Genomic DNA, 23,213 nt, shown 5'->3' on the forward strand with positions numbered 1-23,213 from the left:
TCACGCAGGTTTTAAAAGGAGGTTCGTTTGTGCCTGGTGGAGCGGTGCTCAGTCGAAGTAGGAGGGGACGTCAATGGCGCCGCCCTGGTCCTCGAACTCCTGGCGGACCTGACGCTGCAGGGCTGGATCCATCAGGTAGTCCAGCGCGGTCAGCGCGAGCCCGGCGGCGCCGTCGTACGCTCCCTCTACTGCCGCCTCAGAGGCCGCCGCGGCAGCGAAGTCGGTGGTGTGCAGGGCTGTGCTCTGGTCAGCGATCTTGATCAGCGGGTGGATGCCCGGGATCCGGTAGCTGACGTTGCCGAAGTCGGTGGATGCCGCGAGGGTGTCCGAGACGACGCCGGCCGGCAGCGGGTTACGCCCGCGCCGTTGCTGGGATTGCACCCACCGGCCCGTGAGCGCATCGTTGGTGCGGATGGGGAGCGACGGCGGGTGCTCGTCCCAGCCCAGCTCAACGGTGGTGCCGGTCATCAATGCCGCCCCGCGGGCGATGTCCTCGAGACGCTTGCTGAGGTCCTTGAGCGTGTCAGGGTACTTGGAGCGGGCGTAGAGCTTCATCACCGCCTGGTCCGGGATGATGTTGGGGCTGCGCCCACCCTCGGTGATGTTGCTGTGGACCCGGTCCGACGGCGGCAACTGCTGGCGGAGCAGGCCGATCCCCTGATAAGTGAGGCTGGCGGCGTCGAGCGCGTTGCGCCCCATGAACGGCTGCGCGGAGGCGTGCGCGGCGATCCCGGTGAAGGTGATGGTGAGGAGCCGGCGCCCCAGCCACACCTGGTCGGCGAGGTCATAACCATAGGGGTGGACCATGATGGCGGCGTCGACGCCGTCGAACGCGCCGTTGCGGGCCAGCAATTCCTTGCCCGAGTGACCCTCCTCGGCGGGCGTGCCGAGGAAGACCACGGTGCCGTTGAGCCGGTCCCTGATCCCGGCGAGCGCCAGGAAGGCGCCCACCCCGGTGGCGGCGATGACGTTGTGACCACAGGCGTGCCCAATCCCCGGGAGCGCGTCGTACTCGCTGAGCACGGCGATGGTTGGCCCGTCGCCGGCGCCGCGGATTTCGGCGCGGACGGCGGTCTCCACACCGTGGGCGCCGAGCTCGGCGTCGATCCCGTGTTCGGTGAGGATGTCCGCGATCAGCCGGGCACTGTCGTGCTCCTGGAATGCGGTCTCCGGGTGGGCGTGCAGGGTGTGCACAATCCGTTGGAGATCGTCCTGCAGGGCTTTGATGCTGGTGTCGACGGCGGCGCGGAGGTCTTCCGGCGCGCCCTCGAAGGGCGATTCGGGAGACACTGCGGTGAGCAGTCGCCGCTGGGTCTCGGAATCAATCTGGATGAGGTATGCCGGGTCCGGCAGGGCTGGTTCGGTCATCTTGGTAGCTTAGGCAACTATTCGGCGTCGTGTCGGGTGCGCAGCGAAATATTGGGTAACACTGCCTGACATTTCCCGGCGGGACGGGCCGGGGCACTATAAATTCACCCGGCGGAAACACCGCCGCAACACCGCAGGAGAAGAATCAAATGACCGGCTGGACGTGCCCGCCCCGGCCTCAGATCCAAGGAGTCACCATGTCCCTGCTTACCGCAACCGCCATCACCCGCATCCACGATCTCGGCATGCTTCACCGGGGGGACGAGATCGAGGCTCACCGTAACCGCGAGGTTCACTACAGCGGCTATGTCGAAGACACCGCGCCCGGCCTGGGCATCGTGTGGATCCGCGATCTTTCCGACGGCCGTCGCGCCATCCTGCACGCCGACGAGTACTCCATCTGGCAGATCAGCGCCGAATAGCACCGAATAGCACCGAATAGCACCGAATAGCACCGAGCCAGGCTGCCGGGCGCGGCCCGCACCCAGCGACGGAGACAAGGTGACAGCCGAAAACCGCCTACCACCCGCAGCTAGCCTCGGGTACCAGAACCAAAAGGGAGGCCCCGCAGTTGATCACTGCGGGGCCTCCCTGTTGGCGTAGCCCGGTTGGGCCCGTCTGGCGGGGCTTGGTTCGTGCCCGGTCAGATCTTGGTTGGACCGGTGACGCCGGATTCGCGGGTTGGTTCCCGGTCGACTGCCGCACCGTGGGCCTCATGGGCCTTGCGGATGAGATCCATAAATTCGGTCTCATTCCGGATGAGCTTCTTATACTTCTCGGGCAGCTGGCGCAGCATTTTCTCTTCCTCGACCATGCTGGCGAAGATCTTCTCGCGCTCGTTGATGTCCGTCTCGTAGTCGAGATCCAGGTACTCGGTGGCATGGCGCTTGGCTCCACGGACGGCGGTCTTTGCCTTGCCCTTGGGGCTGAAGATCGACGCGATGACCGTAATGGCAAGTACCCCGAGGATGACCGTGAGGGACAACCCGGTGGAAATTTCCACCACCGGAACCGGCTCACCGTCGTTAATGAATGGCAGGTTGTTCTCGTGTAGTGCGTGGAGGATCAGCTTTACGCCGATGAAGCCAAGGATGATCGCGAGACCGTAGGACAGGTAGATGAGGCGGTCCAGGAGGCCGTCGATCAGGAAGTAGAGCTGGCGCAGCCCCATCAGGGAGAAGGCGGTTGCGGTGAAGACGATGAAGACGTTCTGCGTCAGGCCGAAGATCGCGGGAATGGAGTCCAGCGCAAACAGGATGTCGGTGGCGCCGATGGCGATCATGACCAGCAGCATCGGGGTGAGGACGCGTTTGCCGTTCTCGATGGTGAACAGTTTGTCGCCGTCGTAATGTTCGGTGGCGGGAAGGAACCGCTTGGCGAGGCGGACCACGATGGTGTCGCCGTGATCGTCATCGCTCGTGGGCTTGAGCAGGTTACCCGCGGTGAGCAGCAGGACCAGGCCGAAGAGATAAAAGATCCAGGCGAACTGGTTGATCAGTGCGGCGCCCAGGAAGATGAACCCGGTGCGGGCAATCAGGGCGAACACGATGCCAAAGAGGAGCACCTTCTGCTGGTCGGCGCGCGGCACCTTGAAGCTGGCCATGATGATGAGGAAGACAAACAGGTTGTCCACCGAGAGGGCCTTCTCGGTCACATATCCAGCGAAGTACTCGGTGCCCATGGTGGGTCCACCGAAAACCAGGATGCCCAGGCCGAAGAGGATTGCGAGGCCCACGTAGATCGAGGACCACACCGCTGCCTCTTTCAGGGTGGGGGTGTGCGCCTTCCGGACGTGAAAGAAGAAGTCGAAGAGCAGCAGCCCCACAATTCCGGCGATCGTTAGTGCCCAGACAAGGGGGGATATTTCCATGCGGTTTGTTCTCCTCGTAAAGATGACGTACTACTCACGGTAGTTTGCTGAGGGAGTGGACGGCAAGGTAGCCGCAGGCCGTACATTGATCCCATGAACCCCACCACGATGCGCAGTGCAGTCCTTCACGACGCCGGCGCTCCCCGCCCCTATGCCACCAGCACTCCCTTGGTCCTTGAAGAACTCTCCGTCCCGTCACCGCGCTCAGGCGAACTGCGGGTGCGGATCGAGCGGGCCAGCCTCTGCCATTCGGACCTCTCGGTGATCGACGGGTCCCGGGTGCGTCCGCTGCCGATGGCGCTGGGACATGAGGCGACCGGCGTCGTCGACGTCGTGGGCCCGGATGTCGCCGATATCACAGTGGGTGACCGGGTGGTGCTGGTGTTTGTGCCCAGCTGTAAGTCCTGCCGTGCGTGCGATGCCGGCCGGCCCGCCCTCTGCCACCGTGCTGCCGAGGTGAACGGCAGCGGTGACCTGCTGCACGGTCCCGCGCTGCTCCGTACCGGCGGCGGTGAGCGGATCAACCACCACCTGGGCGTTTCTGCGTTCTCCGAATATGTGGTGGTGGCCCGGGAGTCGGTGGTGGTGATCGACGACGACGTCCCCTTTGACATCGCCGCCATGTTCGGTTGCGCGGCGCTCACCGGGATCGGGGCGGTGCTGAACACGGCGCAGATGACCGAAGGGCAATCGGTGATTGTGTTCGGGCTCGGAGCGGTGGGATTGATGGCCGTGATGGCCGCCGCTCAGGTGCCCGGCACCACGGTGATCGCGATCGACCCGCTCCCGGCGAAACGCGAGTTGGCCCTGCGCTGCGGCGCAACCTCGGTGGGCGCCCCCCACCAGGCGGATGTGCTGGTCCAGGCACTGGGCAGCGACGGGGTGGATGTGGCCATCGAGGCGGTCGGCAGCGCACGGGTGATGGAGGCCTGCCTGGGACTGCTGACCCGCGGCGGCGCCCTGGTCTCAGTCGGTTTGCCGCACCCCGACCAGACCATCACCACCCAGGCACTGCAGTTCGCCGGGGCGGGTAAACGCCTGCTCGGCTCCTACATGGGCGACTCGGTCCCCGCCCGTGACATCCCCGCCTATCTGGCACTCTGGCGGGAGGGAAAGCTGCCCGTCGAGCTGCTGCACACGGATACCAGGGACCTGGCAGACCTCAACGAAAGCCTTGACGATCTGGCCGACGGCAGGGTGGTCCGGCGGATCTTCACCCTCAGTTAGGGAATGGCTCCCCCGCGGCTCCCCTCCGTAAAAGTAGCGTAGCGCTGGAGCCACCCGGGGGTGCGTGACCGGTGCTGGGTCAGAAGTCGATAGTGCCGATCAGCCCGATGATCCGGTCGATCGTGGCCGGATCGGTCTCCTCAGGCATGGCACCGGTGCCGGTGAGGGAGGCGTTGAAGTAGATCCCGTCGCCGAGCAGCATCACCAGGTGCACCATGTCCTCGTTCCCCACGGCGTCCATCAGCACGGTGAACCATTGGGTGCGGCACTCGGCCAGCAGTTCGTTGGCGTCCGGATGCACTCCCTGAGCCAGCCGCGTCACCGCCATGTTGCAGCGCTCCAGCGGACTTTCGACGTCGAGTGAACTCTTGACGTAATAGGTGGCCGCCTGGGCCGGCTCGGCCCGCATCACCGCCAGATCCTCGTCCACCAGGGCGCGAAGCCGGTCAAACAGGGCCGCCGTCAGTTCGTCCTTCGACTTGAAATGGTAGGTCAATCCGCCCTTGGAAACTCCCGCCCTGAGAGCGATCGCGTCGAGCGTGGCGGTGCGTTCGCCGTCGGACACCAGGATGTCCTGGTAAGCGTCAACCAGTCGTTGAACAGTGCTCGGAGCGTGACCCATGAGCACGAGTGTAGGGCCTATTCAAGAAACCGACTAGTCGGTATAGTGATCCCCGTTACGTCATTTCCGGCCGACAACGCCGGCCCGCCGGACCTCGGAGGCCCACCATGAGTCACACAGCTGTTGGGAAAGATGCGCGCGGCACGCCGCCGGGCCAGGGCAAGGGTCTTGCCGCCGGGACCCTCGGCGTGTGGGGGTCGGTCGTCATTGGGCTGGCCTCGACGGCGCCGGTCTACTCGCTGGCGGCGTCGCTGGGCTTCGTGGTCCTCGCTGTCGGAGCTCAAGCGCCCATCGCCTTCATCCTGGCGTTCATCCCCATGCTCTTCGTCGCCTACGCGTACCGTGAGCTCAACCGGGAGATCCCCGACTGCGGGACCTCCTTCACCTGGGCCACCAAGGCGTTTGGCCCCTGGGTGGGGTGGATGGCCGGCTGGGGGGTGGCTGTCGCCGGGATCATCGTGCTCGCCAACCTTGCCCAAATCGCCGGGCTCTATCTGTGGCTGCTGATCGGCGACGGGTCACTCGCCGAGAACCCCACGCTGGTCACGGGTACCGGTGTCTTCTTCATCGCCCTGATGACCCTGGTGAGTTACCGCGGCGTGGAAATCGGCGCGAAACTGCAAAACGTACTGCTCGGCATCCAGTACCTCGCACTGGCCCTGTTCGTGGTGTTCGCCATCGTCGGCATCGCCAACGGGACCGCAGAGAACGCTACCGCCCCGTCGCTGGACTGGTTCAACCCGTTCGCTTTCGAGAGCGTTGAAGGGTTTACCGAGGCGGTGCTGCTGGCCCTGTTCATCTACTGGGGCTGGGACGCCTGCCTCGCTCTGAACGAGGAAACCCGCGACGCCCGCCGCATTCCCGGCCGGGCCGCCCTGATCTCCACCGTGCTGCTACTCATCACCTACGTAGGGGTCACCGTGGCGGCGATGATGTACGCCGGGGTCGGCGAGGAAGGCTCCGGTCTTGGGAACGAGGTCAACGCCGAAGATGTGTTCTTCGCCCTCAAGGACGCCGTCCTGGGTCCGTGGTCATGGCTGCTCGTGGTCGCCGTCCTGGTGTCGGCGGTGTCCTCCACCCAGACCACCATCCTGCCCACAGCGCGCGGCACCCTGTCCATGGCGGTCTACCAGGCACTCCCCCACCGATTCAGCACCGTGCATCCCCGGTTCAAGACGCCGTCGTTTTCCACGCTCGTGATGGGCATCGCCGCGATCGCCTTCTACGTGATCATGACCCTGATCAGCGAAAACATCCTCGCTGACTCCATCCTGTCCCTCGGGCTGGCCATCGCGTTCTACTACGCCATCACCGGGTACGCCTGCGTCTGGTACTTCCGCCGGGAACTCTTCACCTCCCGGCACAACTTCGTCTTCCGGTTCCTGCTGCCCCTGTTGGGCGCCCTGATGCTGACCGCAGCGTTCATCAAGTCGGCATTCGACATGGCCGACGTCGACTACGGCTACAGCGTGCTCCTCGGCGTCGGCGGCACCTTCGTGGTGGGGATCGGCGCACTGGCGTTCGGCTTGGTGCTGATGCTGGTGTGGTGGACCCGCCGCGGATCGCGGCAGTTCTTCAGGGGCGAAAGCCTGAACGAGGAGACCCCGGTACTGGTCCCCGACTCCCCCGATACGTACCGACGCTCAGTTGATGGAGGTTTGGCCTAATGCGCATTCTCATTGTTGGTGCTGGCGGAGTGGGTTCCGCCGCGGTGCGGATCGCCGTCCGGCGCACCTTCTTCGACCTGCTGGTGGTGGCCGATTATGATCCCGCCCGGCCACAGGCCCTGGTGGACGCGCTCGACGACGACCGGCTGGTGGCCGCGCAGGTGGATGCATCGTCGGCGGAGGCGGTTGCCGCCGTCGTGCGCGAACACGGGATCACCCACGTGCTCAACGCCGTGGACCCGCGGTTCGTCATGCCGATCTTCAACGGGTGTTTCGCTGCGGGCGCCACGTACCTGGACATGGCGATGAGCCTGTCCGTCAGTCACCCCGAGCAGCCGTACGCGTTGACCGGCGTGATGCTCGGTGACGAACAGTTCGCCGCGGCTGGACAGTGGGAGGAGGCTGGCCGGCTGGCTCTGGTGGGGATGGGGGTGGAGCCGGGACTCTCCGACGTCTTCGCGCGGTACGCGGAGGATGAGCTGTTCACCTCGATCGATGAACTGGGGGTGCGCGACGGCGCCAACCTCGTCGTCGCGGGCGCCGACGGAGAGCCGGCCTTCGCCCCGTCCTTTTCCATCTGGACCACCATCGAGGAGTGCCTGAACCCGCCGGTGATCTTCGAACGGGAGAAGGGCTGGTACACCACCGCTCCGTTCAGCGAGCCGGAGGTCTTCGAGTTTCCTGAAGGAATCGGCCCCGTCGAGTGCGTCAATGTGGAACACGAGGAGGTGATCCTCATGCCCCGGTGGACCAAGGCCCGCAAGGTGACATTCAAGTACGGTCTCGGCGACGAGTTCATCGATGTCCTCAAGACCCTCCACAAGCTGGGCCTGGACTCCACCGAACCGCTGATGGTGAAGGGTGTCCCCGTATCACCGCGCGACGTCGTCGCCGCAGCCCTGCCCGACCCCGCGACCCTGGGCGACCGGATGACCGGGAAAACCTGCGCCGGCCTGTATGTGACGGGGACCGGAACCAGCGGCTATCCCCGCGCCGTGTATCTGTATCACGTGGTGGACAACGAGTGGTCGATGGCCGAGTACGGGTCACAGGCCGTGGTGTGGCAGACGGCGGTGAACCCCGTGATCGCGCTGGAACTGCTCGCGAACGGCACCTGGCAGGGGGCAGGAGTGCTGGGGCCGGAAGCCTTCGACTCCCGGCCCTTCCTTGACTTGCTCGCCGCTGATGCCCCAGCCGGTTACGGATCCCCGTGGGGGATGGAGGAGCGCTAGAGCCCGGCCCGTCCCAGAAAAGTGGCCCACCCGCAACGCTGGGCCCAGAAAAGTGGCCCACCGGCACAATAGTGGTTGGGTCGCCGCTATCCCGCAGTCCCGCCACTTTTCTGGCAGAGCGGCGTCGTGGAACAGGGCTACGACCGGCGCTTCAGAACCCGGTCCACGCTGAACATCGTCGTGGTGCCACTGACTTCGTTGCCGACGGCGAGGAGCGGCTTACCGATGGGCGATTCCTTGGCGCTGATGAAGTCCAGCCCCTCGGGCCCGAGATCCCCTGCCACGCCGAGCGTTGACGGGTCCTCCTCGACTGACGCCGAGAAGTCGAGGTTGTTCACGTAGGTGACGAACTTTGAGTGATCGGGGGACGTGATGTCGTACACGATGATGCCGCCCACCCGTTCGAGACCCACGAAGGCGTAGGTGCGGCCATCCACTTCGCCAACGGTGACGCCCTCCGGCTCGGGGCCCTTGTCATCGCTGCGTCCCTCAAGGTTGCTCTCACTGTGGTTTGAGTTGAAATACGCAGGGAGCGCCTCTGCGGTGATCCGCTCGAAATCGGCGCCAGTGTCGAACACCTTCTTCCCTTTGTCGGTCCAGATCGACATCGACCGGGTGCCGTAGGTGAACAGCTCCTGATAGCAGGAGCCGTCAGCCGACAAACCATCGGCGAGTGTGATGTTCAGGCGACCAAGGTTCTCGTCCTGCTGCAATTGTTCGACAGTCATTTTGCTCCCGTCGGCGTTGCGCTTCTTCGTATCGAAGTCGTCACAGATCGGGGGAAGGCCGGCGCCAAGATCCTTGACCCGCGCCTCCTCGGAGTACCCTTCCCAATCCCGGGCATCGCCTTCGTTGGCGGTGACGATGTACGTCTTGCCCTTCACTGTGTAGGAGGAGATAGCGTCCGGTTGGTGGAAACCCTTCACCGGCCAGTTAGCGATATTGATGGCGTCGTCCCGATCCGAGACATCCATCGGCGTCTTGAGCCGATCGACCGTCCCGAGCGGAATAATCCTGGTGATCTTCGCCGATTTCAGGTTGACCTCGGCGATCGCGTTCGCTTCCTGCAGTGGGACGTATGCCGTCTTGCCGTCCTTGGCAACGGTCACATACTCGGGTTCGAGATTCTCGGACACCGGGTACTTCGGTGCCACCCCGGTGGCGTCCTCACGCCCACCGAAGATCCTCACGCCGTCGGGCAACTTGTTCTCGAAGGAACGGAAGCCAGCGGTTTTCACGTCTTTCTGCCGTGGGAGCTCTATCTTGTTGTGCTTGAGCTTCACGATCGAGACTGATCCTTCGGGATCCACCGAATAGTCTTCGGCTGGCTCGGCCTCATTGGCAACGACGGCCTGGTCTCCCCGTGGAGTGAAGGTGACCATGTCGGGGAGGGCACCAACGCGCACGGCGCCGAGAGTTTCGCCGTCGCCGTTCGCGTCAAAGAATACGAGCCACCCCGGGTCGGTCTTGACTGGAGCCTCCACCGCAAGGACTCCGAGGCCGTCAGCTCGCACGGCCACCGAGTTCACGACGGCGCCGGTGGGAATGGTTGACCCGTCACCGGACCGAACACCCTCGGACACCAGGTCAAAAAGTTTGGCGGGCTGAGCCGGATTCTTGACGTCCAGCACCTCGACCAGGCCGGCGGCGGCGTTGACTACCAACAACCGTTGCGCGCCCGGGTAGTGGGTAACTACCTCGGCGGCGCTTGCGTCGAAGACCCCTGTCTCATAGGTGCCGATCGGACTCAGCGACAGGGCAGCACGATCTGCCGAAAATCTGACCGGGTCCGCAACGACGTTAGCGGTGGCCGGCGCGGCGATACCGATTGAACAGACGAGTGCCGTCGCAGTGATCAGTACCCGCTGGCTGAGCTTTTTCACGATGGATGTCCCTCGATAGGTGCGGCTGGGTGGTGTCGGAATAGCTACGTCACCCCGAAGGGCATCAGTTCATCGACCTCACAGACCATCATTGGGGCCGGTATTGACCGGTAAGGAGACGGTGAGTGAACTCTGGCCAAACCTTTCGGGAACCTGGCCCGGAAAAGTGGCTCACCCGCAGCATCGCGGTGGCGCCGCCGCTTACCTGCATTCCTGCCACTTTTCTGACACGCGAGGGGGCGCACATAGGATGTGGACCATGACTGAACTGCCTGTTGCCTTGATCACCGGCGCCTCACGGGGCATCGGCCTTGCCATCGCCCGCGAACTCGCCCCCACCCACCATCTGCTGCTGGGCGGGCGCGACGGCGCGGCCCTTGCAGCCCTCGCCGGCGACTTCCCCTCCGCTGAACCGTTCGCAGCGGAGCTGACGGACCTGGCCCCAGAGACCGTTGCTGGGATCACGCGGCTGGACGTTCTGGTGCACTCGGCTGGCGTCCTGCAGATGGGCCGGGTGGCCGATCTCACGCCTGAGCAGTGGCGCAACAGTTTCGAGATCAATGTGTTTGCAGTGGCCAATCTGACCCGGCTACTCCTTCCGGCCTTGCGGGAGTCGAAGGGTCAGGTAGTGGCCATCAACTCGGGATCCGGGTACGCCTCGGGTGACGGGTCTGCCGTCTACAGCGGCACAAAATTCGCGTTGCGCGCGTTTACCGATGCCCTACGACCGGAGGAGCGTGACAATGGGGTCCGGGTCTGCTCCATCCACCCCGGTCGCGTTGCGACAGACATGCAGCAGGAGTTGCACGACTTCGAAGGCAAGGAATACCGGCCCGAGGAATGGATCCAGCCGGACCAGGTGGCCAAGGCTGTCCGGCTGGCCGTCGACGCCTCGAGGGACTCAGTGATTGAGTCTCTGAATATTCGGCCCTCCGGCATGGCTTAGCCTCCGGCGAACATCAGCAGGCTTACTAGCAAGGCGCATTTGTGCAAGACTGAAACTCCGAGCCTCACCTTCCACCATTGGAGTTTCACGTGATTGAAAAGTTGAACGAAATGGGTATCCGCAGCGAGCATGCCTACCTCGGCGGTTTCGCTTCCATCGGCCTGTCAATGCTGTCCTGGCTGCTCAGCCGTGGAAAGCAGGGCGATTCGAAGGCGCAATCGGACCGCTGGGGCATCTTTATCGGCCATTGGGCACCCACCTTCTTCGCCCTGGGCATTGCATTGAAGCTCGAAGAAAAGAAATAAGAACCAGGAGCACTGGGCCGGGGACCCTCGTGACGGGTCCCCGGCTCACGTCCGTGGAATTGCCCGGGGCTTGCCGAACTGCGTCTGCACCCCGGGCGAGTACAGAACGGATTCGGGCGGCCCCGCCACCACAATTCCCGCAGCGCGCACCAGCCCGTCGTCCAGGTGGTCGACGGTGGCCGGGTGCAGCGGCCACGGGGCGTGCGTGTTCGGGATGAACAGCGTCCGTCCCGCAAGCTGTGAATGCAGTCCGAAGCGGGCCGTCACGTTGATCGTCAGTGGGTCGGTCGCGAGCACCGCCCGGTTCGGCCTGACAGCGAATGACGACGACAAACCACCCCGGAACCGCCGCACCGTATACCCGGCGAGCCCAGGATCGGGCACGGGGGCGCACCGGGACCAGACGTAAGGGATGCCGGCGGCCCGCGCCACGAGCACCACGGCCAGCCGCGAGGCGTCGAGGGTGAGGAACACCACCCCGCGCGTGCCATCCGGTTCGCGCGAATACAGCCGGACGTTGATCTCACTGAAAGACCCGAAATAGGGTATGGGCATCCCCGAGCCGATCCCCGCGCCCACCATCCGGAAGCCGATCAATCCCACCCAGGCGTCGCCGTCGTACACGTCGGGTTCCGTGCCGGGCGGCATGAACTGGGCTGCCGTCGCCACGGGGATCCGCCAGTGCAGGAAGACTGCATCCAGCCACGCCTGGTCCATGATCGGCCAGCTGAGCAGGGGCGGCGCAGCTGGCCAGGCAACTGATTCAGCCATGCGGGATCTCCTCGGTTGTGGTCGGTTTCATTCGGTTGTCGATCTGCAGGACGGCAAACCCGAATCCCACGAACATGGCACCGATAAAGACGCAGTTGATGATGAGCTCGAGCGGATCAATGATCCTGAGGTCAACGAAGGGGTATGGATACCAGGTGACCAGGGCGCCGCGGACCAGTGTGTAGACCAGCCACACCCCCGGGAATATCAGGGACAGCCAGACGGTCTGGATAGTGAACCGGGGCCGGGGGCCGAACAGCAACCACCCGAGCACTGTGAGGATCGGCACCACGTAGTGCAGCAGGGTGTCGGATAACCGGCCGAGTCCCACCAAAGCCTGCACCTCGGGGAGGAGCCGCAGGAGGGTGAAGGCGATGAGTCCGGTCACTGAAATATTGACGACGGCGTTCAGCCGCAACACCTGCCAGAGGGTGGGCTGCCTGCCGGATGGGCGGCGGGCTAGATCGAGGTTGACCATCAGACGAGGACATTGCTGAGAATGGTGAAGTAGCTGAAGAAGTTCCACCACGACATGGCCAGCCCGAGGACCGAGTAGTTTTCGCCATTAATCAGGGCGGTTATCTGGGCCCCGAGGCCCACCAACCCGATCAACGCCACCACGCCGTGCCAGCTTCGCGCGACAATTCTCATTGGTTCCTCCCACGGTGACCGATAACCCTGACTCGATCGTATGCCTTGTAGGCTGTGCCAGTGAATGATGAGACACTCTGGGCAGCAGAAAACCGTGAACACCAAGGGCATTCTGCCCGCTACATCAAACGGTTCGAGGCAATGCGGGCCGAAGGCCTGGACCTGCACGGCGAGGCGCGACTCCTCGACGCGATGGCGGCGAGGGGCAGCCGGATTCTCGATGCAGGGTGCGGCACCGGCCGGGTCGGCGGGGAGCTGGCGCGGCTGGGACACCAGGTCACCGGCGTCGACGCGGACGGAGAGCTAATCGCCGCGGCTCAACTCGATCATCCCGGGTCGCAGTGGCAGACCAGCGACCTGAGCACGCTGGACCTCGGGGCAACGTTTGACCTGATCGTGTGCACGGGCAATGTGTTGCCGTTCCTGACGCCCGGGACGGCGCCGGAGGTGCTGCGTCGGCTCGCCGGTCATCTCACTGAGGAGGGCAGGCTGGTAGTCGGCTTCGGCAGCGGCCGCGGGTACACCACGGACACCCTCTTTGCAGACGTCAACGCCGCAGGGCTAGAACGACACAGCGAATTCTCCACCTGGGACCTCAGACCGTGGCAGCCGACGTCGTCGTTCGTTGTCTCGCTACTCGCCCACAAACACGCCGGTTAAAACGACGGACGGCCCCCGGCGAGAGCCATGAAGGCTTCTCTCCGGGCGCCGTCAGGCGCGAGGCATTTAGGCGCGGCTGATACCAGCGCGAGCCATCGCGTCGGTGTAGGCGGCCTGCATTTCCTGGCGCCACACCTCCTGCTTCGCCGGGGATCCCGCAAAGGCGCGGTCCCCGGTGGAGCGCACCTTGTAGACCTTGAAGCCGCGACGCTGGATGGCCCGGTTCTCCAACTGGGTGAGTCGGCGTGCCACCTTGTGGGCGTCGGTGCCGTGGGCCACGAGGGCCGAAGCCCGGGAAACGCGCTGCAGGAAGGCCAGCAACGGCTTGACGCCCTCATCGATCTGCTCTGGAGTGAGCGCCTTTTCCTTCACCTCGGTGACATACCAGGGGTAAACGTTCCAAGGCATCACGAACTTGGGCTGAAGCCCAACGCTTTCGTAAATCTCAGCCGTGCGGATAGCACTCTGATCGTCGTTCTCCGCCGACACAAATCCCGAGGCGAGGTTTGCGCCGGGGCTGGAGAACAAGCTCACAATCCGACACTCGTCGAGGTCATGTGCTGGGTCAATATAGGGAAGTGAACGGTCTGGCTTCTGCTCGGCCAAGGTGTCACACATCCGGTTGATTTCTTCGATGTTCGGGTCGTAGCGTCGTTCCCACTGCTGTGCTCGGTAAGCCGGGTCCGCCATGCGTCGTGCCAATTTTGCCTCCTCGCGGACAATGCCTGAAGTGGCAATAATGTTGTCCGCAGTCTTCCAGCTTACGCGCCCAAGCTGAACGAGCTGACCCGAGTCAGCTTCGGGAGGCCACCAGTGGTTCGTTCCGGAGTACGAAATCGATGATTCCCGCTCCTACTGCCTCGGGGGCACTGTGGTGAACGGCATGCGGACTTCCCTCGATCTCCAGCAGGTCTCCGCGCAGTGCTGACTCGGCCAGGGACCGGGACCAACGGGAGCCAGCAATCGGATCCCTGGTGCCCCGCATCACCAGAACCGCCTGTTTGACCATCGGAAGGCGTTCCTCCAGCCGGTAGGCCATGGCCACCGCGAGCTCAGTGATGTACCAGCGCGGTCCGCAGCGCACCACGTCAAGGAATTGGGAGCTGTTGAGTAGCGGCTTTTCCAGGGCCGAGTTGAAGGCCAGCCGTGGCGCTTGACGAAGTATTGTGCGCTGCTTGGCATCGACAGCGGCGCCGATCAGGACCAGGCTGCTCACCAGATCAGGGCGGCTGATCGCCATCTCGGTGGCGCTTTGCACACCCATTGAGTGACCCACCACAACGCACGGGCCAACCCCAATGTCATCCAGCAGGGTGCCGATCAGCTCAGCGTTGGCCGGGTTGGTGAGCTTTTTCGCTGGCCTACCGGTCCAGCCATAACCCGGCAGATCGATCAGATAGGTATCCCCGTGTTCGGCAAGGACAGTGCTGAGGCGTGTGAAGTAGCGGTGAGACATTCCGATGCCGTGGATAAAGACAAAGGTTCGTTGGGCGGTCGGGTCACCGGTAACCGACCCCGCAGTGCTCACACCGGTGTGCATCAGTGGGTACGCCCGGCATTCCCGGTCGCCGATGGTGATGCTGTGGAAGTCGGTGATGTCCGATGACGGCGCGCCAGCACCTTTCCGGCTGAGCACAGTGTGGACGCGCGAGAGGACGGCTCGTGGTCCCTTTCGGCTGTTAACCGGCAACTCCTCATTAACCGACGGCACATCCTCGACTCGCTGGAGGAAAGCAAGTATCGCCTGGGTGACTGCTTTAGCACCACCGCGGTGCGCGACGTGGGGTTGGCCGGGAATCTCCACCAGCCGACCATCCCGCGCGGCGTTGGTGAGCCGAAGACACCATGGGCGCCTGGAAACCGGATCGTTACTGCCGCGGATCACGAGCACCGGCTGAGGTGCCAGCGGGAGGCGTTCATGGATGCTGTAGTTGAGCATCACCGGCAGTTCGGTGAAATACCAGGGCAAACCACACCGCGCGTAGTCTGCCATCACCATCGCGTTGGTGAGGGGTCGCTCCATCAGACTATCCAGTCCAAGGGCCAACGAATGCCACGCCGCGGATCGTCGGGAGGGGTCGGTGACTGGGCCAATCAGGACCAGATCCGTCACCAGATCAGGCCGCCGGACGGCGAGCTCTGTCACAAATTGGGCGCCCATCGAGTGGCCGATGAGTACGCAGGAACGAACGCCTGCTTGATCGAGGGCTCCCCCGAGTGCGGCAGCGTAGGCGTCGACTCCCAACTGCTGTCCAGGTTTAGGGTTTCCACCAAACCCCGGCAGATCCAGTACGTGTGTGTTGCCGTGGTCGGCGAGCGCACTCTGGAGCCGGTCAAAGTAGCGGTGGGACATCCCGATACCGTGCACCATAACGAAGTTTAGGGTGCTGGAACCCGCCCCCGGCATGCTGTTCGACCGGAGGCGGCAGGTAAGCGCGTCCCCGGCTTCGGGTTGGGTGAAGGTCATAAAAATACACCTGACGGGCTTGTTGCGGGTTTTGGGGGTGGTAGGCGTTGACGGTCCTCCGTTGGAAGATGCGGCAACCCTACGGTGCAGAGAATACGACTTGGGTTTCAAGAAAGCAAGCGTGCTTAGTAGAGGAGGCCCATCATCAACGAACTTAAGGAATTTGTTGCCGATGCGGAAGACGACTAGAACCTGCTGAGACCGGGTGAGCAGCGACCTCAGGCGTCATCGCCATAGATGAAGCCTTTCGCGAATGCCACCGCCTTCTTGAAGGCGTCGTTGCGGAGTGAGATTTCGTCGGCGGCGTCGTTGGTTTCGAAGTACGCCGTACTGCCGGGACGGAGCACCCAGATGTCGCCCTGCGGCGGGAGGTAGAAAACGCCAAAGGAACGTTGCGTTTGGTCGTCACCCCAGATGGGGACCGCTGCCACCGCCGCTCCGGTGTCCACATTGATCCACTGCGCGCAGGGCAGGGGTTCAGCCCCCGACGCCGGGTCCAGGAACGGTGCGGCACCCTTCCCCCAGCGTTCCTCGAAGCGCTCGTAGAAGGCGGGAACCAGCTGGGCGTCGTATCGGCGCCATCCGGACATTGCATCCTCCTTTCATCCCTGAACACTGACAGCTGGAGCGAGTGGGGTGGCCCCCGTTGCCCCCAGCGGGAACCACCCCTGCTTCGCTGCCGCCCGCGCGTCAGGCGTTGATCTCCCGCAGGGACTGCTCATTGCTTTCGATCCGCCGTGGCTTGGCCTTCTCGGCGATCGGGATACGCAGCGTCAGGACGCCGCCGTCGTAACTGGCCTTGACGCGGTCAGTGTCCAGCGTGTCACCGAGGATCAGTTGCCTGCTGAACACTCCCCGGGGACGCTCTGCGGCGATCAGCTCGTGTAGTGACTGGCATAGATTTTTTATAGCACCAGTGAGAAACTGATGCAAGAGGAGATTTCCGCCAGTTGAATGGCGCGGGAGGAGGTGCTGGGTTGTCCGGCAAGCAGGATCCGAGTACCGGGGTGTAAGCCATCTCTGTCGCGGCCGAACTCGTGGGCATGGGCCAGCAGAACCTACGCCTCTACGAGCGCAAGGTTTTGCTCGACCCCGCCCGGACCCCGGGCGGGACCAGGAAGTACAGCGAGCCGGACCTGGTGACCCTTCGGCGCATCGATTACCTTCTGGGTGAAGGCCTGAACCTTGCGGGAATCAAGATGGTCCTTGTCCTGGAGGCCGCGAACGGCAGGCTACGGGATGAACTGGATGCGGCGGATTAGGCGCGCCCCTTGAGGATCAGCTTCCAGTACACCCGGGGCAGGATGCGGCGTTCCAGGATGAACGTGGCGCGGCGCTCCCGCATGATCCCCTTCCATGGGATAGAGGGCTTCGCCCGATACTGGTCGTCGAACTCGGAGAACACCACCGTGGACCGTGACACGGTGAACGGGCACGCCGAATAGTTGTTGTACCTGGCGCTGCCGCTCTTCCCCTTGAGCGCCGCCATCAAGTTCTTGGCGACCACCTGAGTCTGTTGCCGAAGGGCAGCGCCGGATTTGGAGTTCAGGGTGGCCGCAGCGTCGCCGAGGGACCAGACGGCGGGATACCTGACGGACCGCAGCGTTTCAGGGTCCACCTCGACGAACCCCGAGACGTCGCCGGGGGCCGGGAGGTCGGTGCTTTTGAGCCAGTCCGGTGCGGACTGCGGCGGAACCGCGTGCAGCACGTCGTAGGCGACGGTGTCGCTGCTGCCGGCAGCGTTATCCCGGACCGTCACCGTGCGCCCAACCGCATCCACCCCGGTGATCTCGCTGTTGACCCGCAGCTCTATCCCGTACTTGGCGATTTTGCGGTTGAGCTCCTCGTTGGCCACGGCTTCGGGGAACACCGTGGACGTCGGAACAATCAGTACCACCCGGATCTTGCTGAGGACGCCCTGTTGGGCCCAGTAGTCGCAGGCGAGGTACATCGGTTTCTGCGCCGCTCCCCCGCAGGTCAGCGGGCCCGGAGGCAGATTGAACACGACGGTGCCCTGCCGCAGGGTGCGCAACAGCGTCCAGGCCTTCGGCGCAAGCTCAATCTCGTAGTTTGACGCTCCGTGCTCCGACGCCATCGCGTCCGCCAGCCCGGGCACAGCATCCCAATCCTTCTGGATGCCCGGGCAGACCACCAGCTGGTCGTAACGAACCGTCGCGCCGGATGCGAGCCGGACAGCGTTAAGCCCGCCGTCGACGTCGACGGCGGCGTCCTGGATCCAGGTGACCCCCCGGGGAATAACCGAGGCCTGCGGGCGGATAGCTTCCGCGACCTCCGCCGTCCCCCCGGCGATGTGGGAGAACAGCGGTTGATAAAGGTGGTCGGAGCTAGGCTCTACGACGGCAATGTCCTTGGCGCCGTATCGGCGCAGACGAGCCGCCAGGGATATCCCGGCATTGCCGCCACCAATCACGACGACCTGATGGTGGGTTTCAGCTGGGCCTTGGGCGGCGGCCATCGCCTAGCCTGACTTCTCGGTGAGCGCACTGGCCTTGTGCGCTGCCTGGGCGCCGGTCTTGCCCGACTCGACGATGTACTGCGGCTCGTCGTCGCTGGCGCGGTGGGTGTTGCCATCCAGCTGGAAGTCGCTGGTTTTCTTCTCCACGATCTTCCCGTGGGTGGTGCCCTGCGGGGTGTTCCACTCCACGGTTGTGCCCTTGCTCAGTGCCACGGTGACTCCTCTGATTGACAGTGTGCTTACCAGCCTACGGGCAGTTCAGCACAGCACATCCGAATTGCCTGTTTAGTGCCGGACAATCGACCTATGAAAAGATGGGTCCCATGTGGACCACGTTGACGTGACGTCCGGGGAACATCAACCGGCACGACGGCGAAGGGACTTTCATGAGGGACGGTGCAACCACAGCGACGCACGGTCGTCGCCTCCTGCGGAACACACCGGCCGGGACGCGGGAAGGGTATCGCCCTGAGGTTCAGGGGCTCCGCGCACTCGCGGTCCTGATGGTCGCCGCCTACCACATCTGGTTTGACCGGGTCTCTGGCGGCGTGGACATCTTCCTCCTCATCTCAGCGTTTCTGATGACGGTGACCTTCGTGCGCAAGTCCAACCGGGCGGCTCCCTTCACCCTCCTCAAACATTGGGCACACCTCTTCAAACGCCTGCTGCCCGCGGTGGTCGTCGTCCTCCTGGGAACCCTCGCAGCGACAGTGCTCCTGCTGCCCCGTGCCCGGTGGAGCATGGTGCTTGAGCAGTCATGGGCGTCCCTCTTCTATGTCCAGAATTGGCTCCTCGCCGCCGAGTCGGTCGACTACTACGCCGATACCAGCGTCGCGAGCCCACTCCAGCATTTCTGGTCCCTGTCCATTCAGGGCCAGGTTTTCATCCTGTGGCCGCTGCTGTTCCTCGCAGCGAGCATCCTCGCCAAACGGCTTCACCTGCGGTTTAGGGCTGTCGCTGGGGTGATCTTCGGGGCAATCTTCGTGGTCTCGCTCGGCTTTTCGATCATCCAGACCGAATCAAACCAGTCCTACGCATACTTCGATACGCGAACCCGGCTGTGGGAGTTCGCCCTGGGCACCCTCCTGGCCCTGGTGCTGCCGTACGTGAAGCTCCCCAAAACCGCCGCCGTCGCCGCGGGGTGGGTTGGGTTGGCCGGGATGCTCAGTGTCGGCTACCTGCTCGACGTCGAGGGCGAATTCCCCGGATTCGTTGCGCTCTGGCCGCTCATCTCCGCGGCGCTGATCATTACGGCGGGCCAGACCGGAAGCCGATTTGGGGCTGACAGGTTTCTCTCCTGGGCACCCCTGGTGAAAATGGGTGACCTCTCCTACGCGCTGTACCTGTGGCATTGGCCCATCCTGGTCATCTACCTGGTCGTCCGGGGGCAGACCATCGTCGGACCGGTCGGCGGCCTGGGCATTATTGGACTCTCGCTCGGCCTCGCATACCTGACCACACGCTTCGTCGAACGGCCCCTGCGCAACCTTCCCCGGGTTGAAGCCAGCAAAGTGCGCAGCCTCGTCCTGATTACTGCATGCATCGCGCTGGTCTCAGTGTCCGTGGCGAGCGTGCAGCTGGTCATGCGGGCGCAGGCTCAGGCACTGGTCAGCCAGTCCGACACCCAGAATCCTGGCGCCTACTCCCTCATGGCTGGTTTCGTCGACCGTTCCACCGGAGACTCACCACCCATCCCGGACCTGGGAAGCCTCGATGCGGAATGGGGGGTCCTCAGCAACAAATGCGAAGGGGAGCATACTCCGGTCGGCAATGATCTCGCTGCCCGTGGCTGCTCCTTCGCCGCCGCTGAAGGTACGCCCGAGAAGAAGATCCTGGTGATCGGCGATTCTCACGCCGAGCAGTGGCTGGAGCCCATGGAACTCATGGCATCACGCAACAACTACCAGGTGACAGCGCTCCTCAACGGGGGATGCAGCTACGGCATAGCCAGTGACAAACGCTCCACCGAGTGCAACGAGTTCAACGAGGCGGCAACAGAGTACGCGCTGCGGCTGAAGCCCGACGTCGTCTTCACCATGGGGACCATCTCCGACAAGGAGACTACGGCCGAGCGTCCAGTCACTGGCCTCGCCGACGCCAGCGCCATCCTCGGAAAGGAAGGCATCCAGGTGGTCGCGATCCGCGACAACCCACGGTTCCCCCTCAACATGATCACCTGCGTCGAGGAACACGGCGAGGACGGGGAGGAATGCAACTTCCCGCTGGCCGACAAACTCCCTGCCACCGCACCCCTGCCATCCGCCCAAGAGACCGGCGGGGCGCTGGGATTCATGGACCTCACCGACCTGATCTGCCCCGGCGGCATCTGCAGCCCCGTGGTGGGCAACGTCTATGTCTACCTTGACGACAACCACCTCACCACCACCTACACCAGGACGTCGCTACCCGAGTTTGAGCAACGCTTCCACGACGCACTGAATTAATGCACTGAGTTAACGACAGAAGGGACGGGCCCGTGGGCCCGTCCCTTCTGTCGTTGACTTCCGGCTCTCAAGAAGCCACTTTTGCCTTAGCGGCGGTTGGTGAACCCGCTCAAGACGTTCTTGGGCCGCTGCATTTCACCCTGCTGCGCGCCGAGCACGATGACCGCTCCGCTGACTGCGGGCAGGATCCACTGAACAACCTTCAACTGCTTCTGGGCCGCTGCCAGTTCAGGTGAGCTTGACGCGCCGGGCTCGGTTGCACCCTGCGCACCCTGATCGGCGAGCTCCCCGACCTTCTTGCCGAGGATGCCAGCGTAGAGCGACAGGCCCATTCCGGCTACGGTTACCACTGACTTGATCGTGGTATTTGCCAAGGCACCGTCCTGTCCGGCAACCCGGCCCTTGTTGCCGAGAATCAGGCCAATGCCACCGATGGCGTGGGCGCCGAAGGCGGCAGCCTGCACGGGGGTCCATTTGGCCCAACCGATGGAGGCCAGCCGGGTGCGTTCCTTCGGATCCTTAGCTTCGGCTGCAGCGCCATTGAGGCCCACAGCACCCATCAACGTTCCGCCGAACCAGGCGGCGGCGCTGAGATCGTGGACAGATCGTGCCAAAAGATTTCCAGCCATAATGATCGCTCCTTGCTATCGGTCTTCCGTCTGGTGACGGAGAAGAATATAACCTAAGCATACTTACTATGCGGCTGTGTTGTTACCAATCCGCTCATCAGACCCCCAAACATGGCCTTCTGGTCCGCATCCACTAGGCTTCCCGCATGAACCGCCCATCGCAGTCCACCCCCGCCGTCGCGGCCCTGACGGCGGCCGGGGTTCACTTCATCGTGCAGAACTACGCCCACAACCCGGCGTCGGGCAGTTATGGCGTCGAGGCCGCAACGGCCCTCAACATCAAGCCCTCCCGCGTCTTCAAAACGCTGATGGTGGACGTCGACGGCACCCTGACCGTCGCCGTTGTCCCCGTCTCCGGCACCCTCGACCTGAAGGCACTGGCCGCCGCCTGTGGGAAGAAGAGGGCGGCGATGGCAGACCCTGCCGTTGCCCAGCGCCGGACCGGATATGTGCTGGGCGGAATCTCCCCGGTAGGTCAGCGGCACCGCAGCCCGGCGGTGATTGATGAGTCGGCCCTGGAATTCGAGACCATCCTAGTGTCCGGCGGGCGCCGCGGACTGGAAATTGAGCTGGCCCCGGTGGATCTGATCCGGGTAATCAGTGCCCGGATCGCCCCTATCGCGGCTGCCTGAAGACCGCAGAACAAGCACCCACCCCAGCACCTTTCAGAGGAATCCCCGAAACATAGGTGATTTGCGTGACATTAGTTACCTGTGGCAAGTACTATTCTGGCACCCGCCCCAGGGGCGGGCCGCAAATGACAACGCAGTCAATGGAGGAATTTCAGCATGGGAAAATTTTTTAGATCCACCAAACTCTGGGCAGTGGGCGCGGCATCGGTGGTTGCCCTTCCGCTGCTCGGCGGCGGTCCCGCAATGGCGGACGGCAACTTTCCGTCAACGGAGGGGAACACCAACACGGCAAGCATCCTTACCTATGACGGGATGGTGAAGGATCTCCTCAAACTTGAGCGGAACAGCCGTTACGACGTCGACGTCTTCACCCTTGAAGAAGCCGGAACCACAGTCAACAAGAGCGAGCAGGGCCGCGACCTTTATGTCGCCACCGTCGGCGACGGACCGCAGGATGTCTGGGTCCAGGGTCGAATTCACGGCAACGAACCCTATGGCGCGGAGTCGATCCTGAGTTTGCTCAAGAACCTGGGAACCAACGGCTCGAGTAACTACGAGGAAATCCGGGATGCCTTCACCATCCACTTCATCCCCATGTACAACCCTGACGGAAGCGAACTCAACATTCGACAGACCGTCCTATGGGACGACGTCGCCAACGCTCCCCTCCTTGACGCGGCCGGAAACGAGCAGCGGGTCGACCTGAACAGGGACTGGGTGTCGGACAAGTTCCAGGCCAGCGAATCCCTCGCCTTCTACGAGTACTGGACCATGGTTCAACCGGAATACGGCATCGACATTCACCATCAGGGCCTGAAGCAGGAGTATGGAACCGGCGACGACGTCACCCTTTCGCTGGGTATCTCGCTGGCACCGGGCGGGCCAACCCTGCCCACCTTGGCCAACGGGGAGTATGACATCCTCACCCGCCAGATGCACGGATACGTCTATCAGGAACTCAGCAAGTCTGGCTTCATCAACATGGACCGCTACTCGGTAGGCGGAAGCCTGGAAATCGACATCAAGGGTGGCGTGGTATCAGCGATGATGCTGGGCCTGAACTACCAGGGCCTGAACCCCACGGGGCACTCCAACCCGGTGGTGTTCTTCGAGACCTCGGGTAACACCAGCGACGGGTCACTGGGGCAGAAAGCACGGGGAAAGAGCATTCAACAGAACATCCTCGCCATGGAAACGCTGTTACTCGGACTTGCCACCGACGAGGTCCAGAGCGTTGATCCGGAGGTTTGGGAAGAGATTCCGCACGCCCCGGTAACCGGTTACCAGACCGACTACGCAGGAATTATCCCGGTCACCCCGTAATTCCACAGCACGGCAATTCCACTCAACGGCGGCGACCGCG

At 63.6% G+C, this 23,213-nt stretch carries 24 protein-coding genes and 1 pseudogene; 11 read left to right on the forward strand and 14 right to left on the reverse strand.

From position 1 onward, the window contains the following. Window positions 1-48: 48 nt before the first annotated feature. Window positions 49-1,368 carry a M20 family metallopeptidase gene (locus IWX62_RS04135; protein WP_196840093.1) on the reverse strand — a complete coding sequence of 440 codons (1,320 nt, stop codon included), beginning with the start codon at window positions 1,366-1,368 and terminating at the stop codon, window positions 49-51. Between the two features lie 197 nt (window positions 1,369-1,565). Between IWX62_RS04135 and IWX62_RS04140 the strand changes: the two genes are divergently transcribed. Further along, window positions 1,566-1,790: a hypothetical protein gene (locus IWX62_RS04140; protein WP_196840094.1), complete on the forward strand. Its 225-nt coding sequence runs from the start codon at window positions 1,566-1,568 to the stop codon at window positions 1,788-1,790. A gap of 221 nt (window positions 1,791-2,011) precedes the next feature. Here IWX62_RS04140 and IWX62_RS04145 read toward each other — a convergent pair whose 3' ends face one another. After that, a complete protein-coding gene (locus IWX62_RS04145) occupies window positions 2,012-3,238 on the reverse strand; it encodes a TerC family protein (protein WP_196840095.1) in 1,227 nt (408 codons plus the stop codon). 108 nt (window positions 3,239-3,346) lie between these two features. On the opposite strand from IWX62_RS04145, the gene IWX62_RS04150 reads away from it, so the two are divergent. Next, window positions 3,347-4,465 (forward strand): alcohol dehydrogenase catalytic domain-containing protein, encoded by a 1,119-nt coding sequence (locus tag IWX62_RS04150; protein ID WP_196840161.1) that lies wholly within the window; start codon window positions 3,347-3,349, stop codon window positions 4,463-4,465. Window positions 4,466-4,544: 79 nt separating this feature from the next. Here IWX62_RS04150 and IWX62_RS04155 read toward each other — a convergent pair whose 3' ends face one another. Then, a complete protein-coding gene (locus IWX62_RS04155) occupies window positions 4,545-5,087 on the reverse strand; it encodes a TetR/AcrR family transcriptional regulator (RefSeq protein WP_196840096.1) in 543 nt (180 codons plus the stop codon). Between the two features lie 107 nt (window positions 5,088-5,194). On the opposite strand from IWX62_RS04155, the gene IWX62_RS04160 reads away from it, so the two are divergent. Together IWX62_RS04160 and IWX62_RS04165 are read left to right on the forward strand one after the other, a co-directional pair. Continuing rightward, entirely contained in the window at window positions 5,195-6,754 is a 1,560-nt protein-coding gene (locus IWX62_RS04160) for an APC family permease (protein ID WP_196840097.1), read from the forward strand. After that, complete coding sequence (locus tag IWX62_RS04165) at window positions 6,754-7,986, forward strand: saccharopine dehydrogenase family protein (protein WP_196840098.1); 1,233 nt, start codon at window positions 6,754-6,756, stop codon at window positions 7,984-7,986. Before IWX62_RS04160 ends, IWX62_RS04165 begins: the two co-directional genes overlap by 1 nt. Window positions 7,987-8,123: 137 nt before the next feature. Here the strand turns inward: IWX62_RS04165 and IWX62_RS04170 are convergent, their stop codons facing one another. After that, entirely contained in the window at window positions 8,124-9,869 is a 1,746-nt protein-coding gene (locus IWX62_RS04170; protein WP_333483205.1) for a choice-of-anchor I family protein, read from the reverse strand. A 259-nt stretch (window positions 9,870-10,128) separates the two neighbouring features. Between IWX62_RS04170 and IWX62_RS04175 the strand changes: the two genes are divergently transcribed. Together IWX62_RS04175 and IWX62_RS04180 are read left to right on the forward strand one after the other, a co-directional pair. Next, window positions 10,129-10,815 carry an SDR family oxidoreductase gene (locus IWX62_RS04175; protein ID WP_196840099.1) on the forward strand — a complete coding sequence of 229 codons (687 nt, stop codon included), beginning with the start codon at window positions 10,129-10,131 and terminating at the stop codon, window positions 10,813-10,815. Window positions 10,816-10,904: 89 nt separating this feature from the next. Beyond that, window positions 10,905-11,120, forward strand: a complete 216-nt coding sequence (locus IWX62_RS04180; RefSeq protein WP_333483206.1) for a hypothetical protein — start codon at window positions 10,905-10,907, stop codon at window positions 11,118-11,120. 45 nt (window positions 11,121-11,165) lie between these two features. Here the strand turns inward: IWX62_RS04180 and IWX62_RS04185 are convergent, their stop codons facing one another. Genes IWX62_RS04185 through IWX62_RS04195 form a run of 3 tightly spaced genes read right to left on the reverse strand, consistent with a single transcriptional unit; the run spans window position 11,166 to window position 12,542 of the window. Continuing rightward, on the reverse strand, window positions 11,166-11,891 hold the full coding sequence (locus tag IWX62_RS04185; protein WP_196840100.1) for a YqjF family protein: 726 nt from the start codon (window positions 11,889-11,891) through the stop codon (window positions 11,166-11,168). Beyond that, complete coding sequence (locus IWX62_RS04190; protein WP_196840101.1) at window positions 11,884-12,369, reverse strand: Pr6Pr family membrane protein; 486 nt, start codon at window positions 12,367-12,369, stop codon at window positions 11,884-11,886. The genes IWX62_RS04185 and IWX62_RS04190 overlap by 8 nt, the downstream gene beginning before the upstream one ends. Further along, window positions 12,369-12,542, reverse strand: coding sequence for a hypothetical protein (locus tag IWX62_RS04195; RefSeq protein WP_196840102.1), 174 nt, complete (start codon window positions 12,540-12,542; stop codon window positions 12,369-12,371). The genes IWX62_RS04190 and IWX62_RS04195 overlap by 1 nt, the downstream gene beginning before the upstream one ends. A gap of 60 nt (window positions 12,543-12,602) precedes the next feature. Between IWX62_RS04195 and IWX62_RS04200 the strand changes: the two genes are divergently transcribed. Next, entirely contained in the window at window positions 12,603-13,202 is a 600-nt protein-coding gene (locus IWX62_RS04200) for a class I SAM-dependent methyltransferase (protein ID WP_333483207.1), read from the forward strand. Window positions 13,203-13,268: 66 nt separating this feature from the next. On the opposite strand, the gene IWX62_RS04205 is transcribed toward IWX62_RS04200, so the two are convergent. From IWX62_RS04205 to IWX62_RS04220, 4 genes and pseudogenes are all read right to left on the reverse strand, one after another. Next, window positions 13,269-13,904, reverse strand: a complete 636-nt coding sequence (locus IWX62_RS04205) for a uracil-DNA glycosylase (protein ID WP_333483208.1) — start codon at window positions 13,902-13,904, stop codon at window positions 13,269-13,271. Between the two features lie 91 nt (window positions 13,905-13,995). Next, entirely contained in the window at window positions 13,996-15,669 is a 1,674-nt protein-coding gene (locus IWX62_RS04210) for an alpha/beta fold hydrolase (protein WP_196840104.1), read from the reverse strand. 218 nt (window positions 15,670-15,887) lie between these two features. Next, window positions 15,888-16,259, reverse strand: a complete 372-nt coding sequence (locus tag IWX62_RS04215; RefSeq protein ID WP_196840105.1) for a hypothetical protein — start codon at window positions 16,257-16,259, stop codon at window positions 15,888-15,890. A gap of 100 nt (window positions 16,260-16,359) precedes the next feature. Further along, window positions 16,360-16,551, reverse strand: a pseudogene (locus IWX62_RS04220) (Hsp20/alpha crystallin family protein); the annotation flags it as partial. A gap of 134 nt (window positions 16,552-16,685) precedes the next feature. Here IWX62_RS04220 and IWX62_RS04225 point away from each other — a divergent pair. Further along, window positions 16,686-16,931 (forward strand): MerR family transcriptional regulator, encoded by a 246-nt coding sequence (locus tag IWX62_RS04225; protein WP_333483212.1) that lies wholly within the window; start codon window positions 16,686-16,688, stop codon window positions 16,929-16,931. Here IWX62_RS04225 and IWX62_RS04230 read toward each other — a convergent pair. Then, the gene (locus IWX62_RS04230) at window positions 16,928-18,145 is read right to left on the reverse strand and encodes an NAD(P)/FAD-dependent oxidoreductase (RefSeq protein WP_196840106.1); all 1,218 of its coding nucleotides are present in this window, start codon (window positions 18,143-18,145) and stop codon (window positions 16,928-16,930) included. The genes IWX62_RS04225 and IWX62_RS04230 overlap by 4 nt on opposite strands. Before the next feature lie 3 nt (window positions 18,146-18,148). Further along, window positions 18,149-18,358 (reverse strand): DUF2945 domain-containing protein, encoded by a 210-nt coding sequence (locus tag IWX62_RS04235; protein WP_196840107.1) that lies wholly within the window; start codon window positions 18,356-18,358, stop codon window positions 18,149-18,151. A gap of 173 nt (window positions 18,359-18,531) precedes the next feature. On the opposite strand from IWX62_RS04235, the gene IWX62_RS04240 reads away from it, so the two are divergent. Continuing rightward, window positions 18,532-20,589 (forward strand): acyltransferase family protein, encoded by a 2,058-nt coding sequence (locus tag IWX62_RS04240; RefSeq protein WP_196840108.1) that lies wholly within the window; start codon window positions 18,532-18,534, stop codon window positions 20,587-20,589. Between the two features lie 86 nt (window positions 20,590-20,675). On the opposite strand, the gene IWX62_RS04245 is transcribed toward IWX62_RS04240, so the two are convergent. Continuing rightward, window positions 20,676-21,218, reverse strand: a complete 543-nt coding sequence (locus IWX62_RS04245; protein WP_196840109.1) for a hypothetical protein — start codon at window positions 21,216-21,218, stop codon at window positions 20,676-20,678. Window positions 21,219-21,364: 146 nt separating this feature from the next. Here IWX62_RS04245 and ybaK point away from each other — a divergent pair, with 146 nt between their 5' ends. Together ybaK and IWX62_RS04255 are read left to right on the forward strand one after the other, a co-directional pair. Further along, window positions 21,365-21,850: a Cys-tRNA(Pro) deacylase gene (gene ybaK, locus IWX62_RS04250; protein ID WP_196840110.1), complete on the forward strand. Its 486-nt coding sequence runs from the start codon at window positions 21,365-21,367 to the stop codon at window positions 21,848-21,850. Window positions 21,851-22,006: 156 nt separating this feature from the next. Continuing rightward, a complete protein-coding gene (locus tag IWX62_RS04255; protein ID WP_196840111.1) occupies window positions 22,007-23,173 on the forward strand; it encodes a M14 family zinc carboxypeptidase in 1,167 nt (388 codons plus the stop codon). Window positions 23,174-23,213 lie beyond the last annotated feature (40 nt).

The organism is Arthrobacter sp. CAN_A1 (assembly GCF_015751665.1).
Classification (GTDB): domain Bacteria; phylum Actinomycetota; class Actinomycetes; order Actinomycetales; family Micrococcaceae; genus Arthrobacter_D.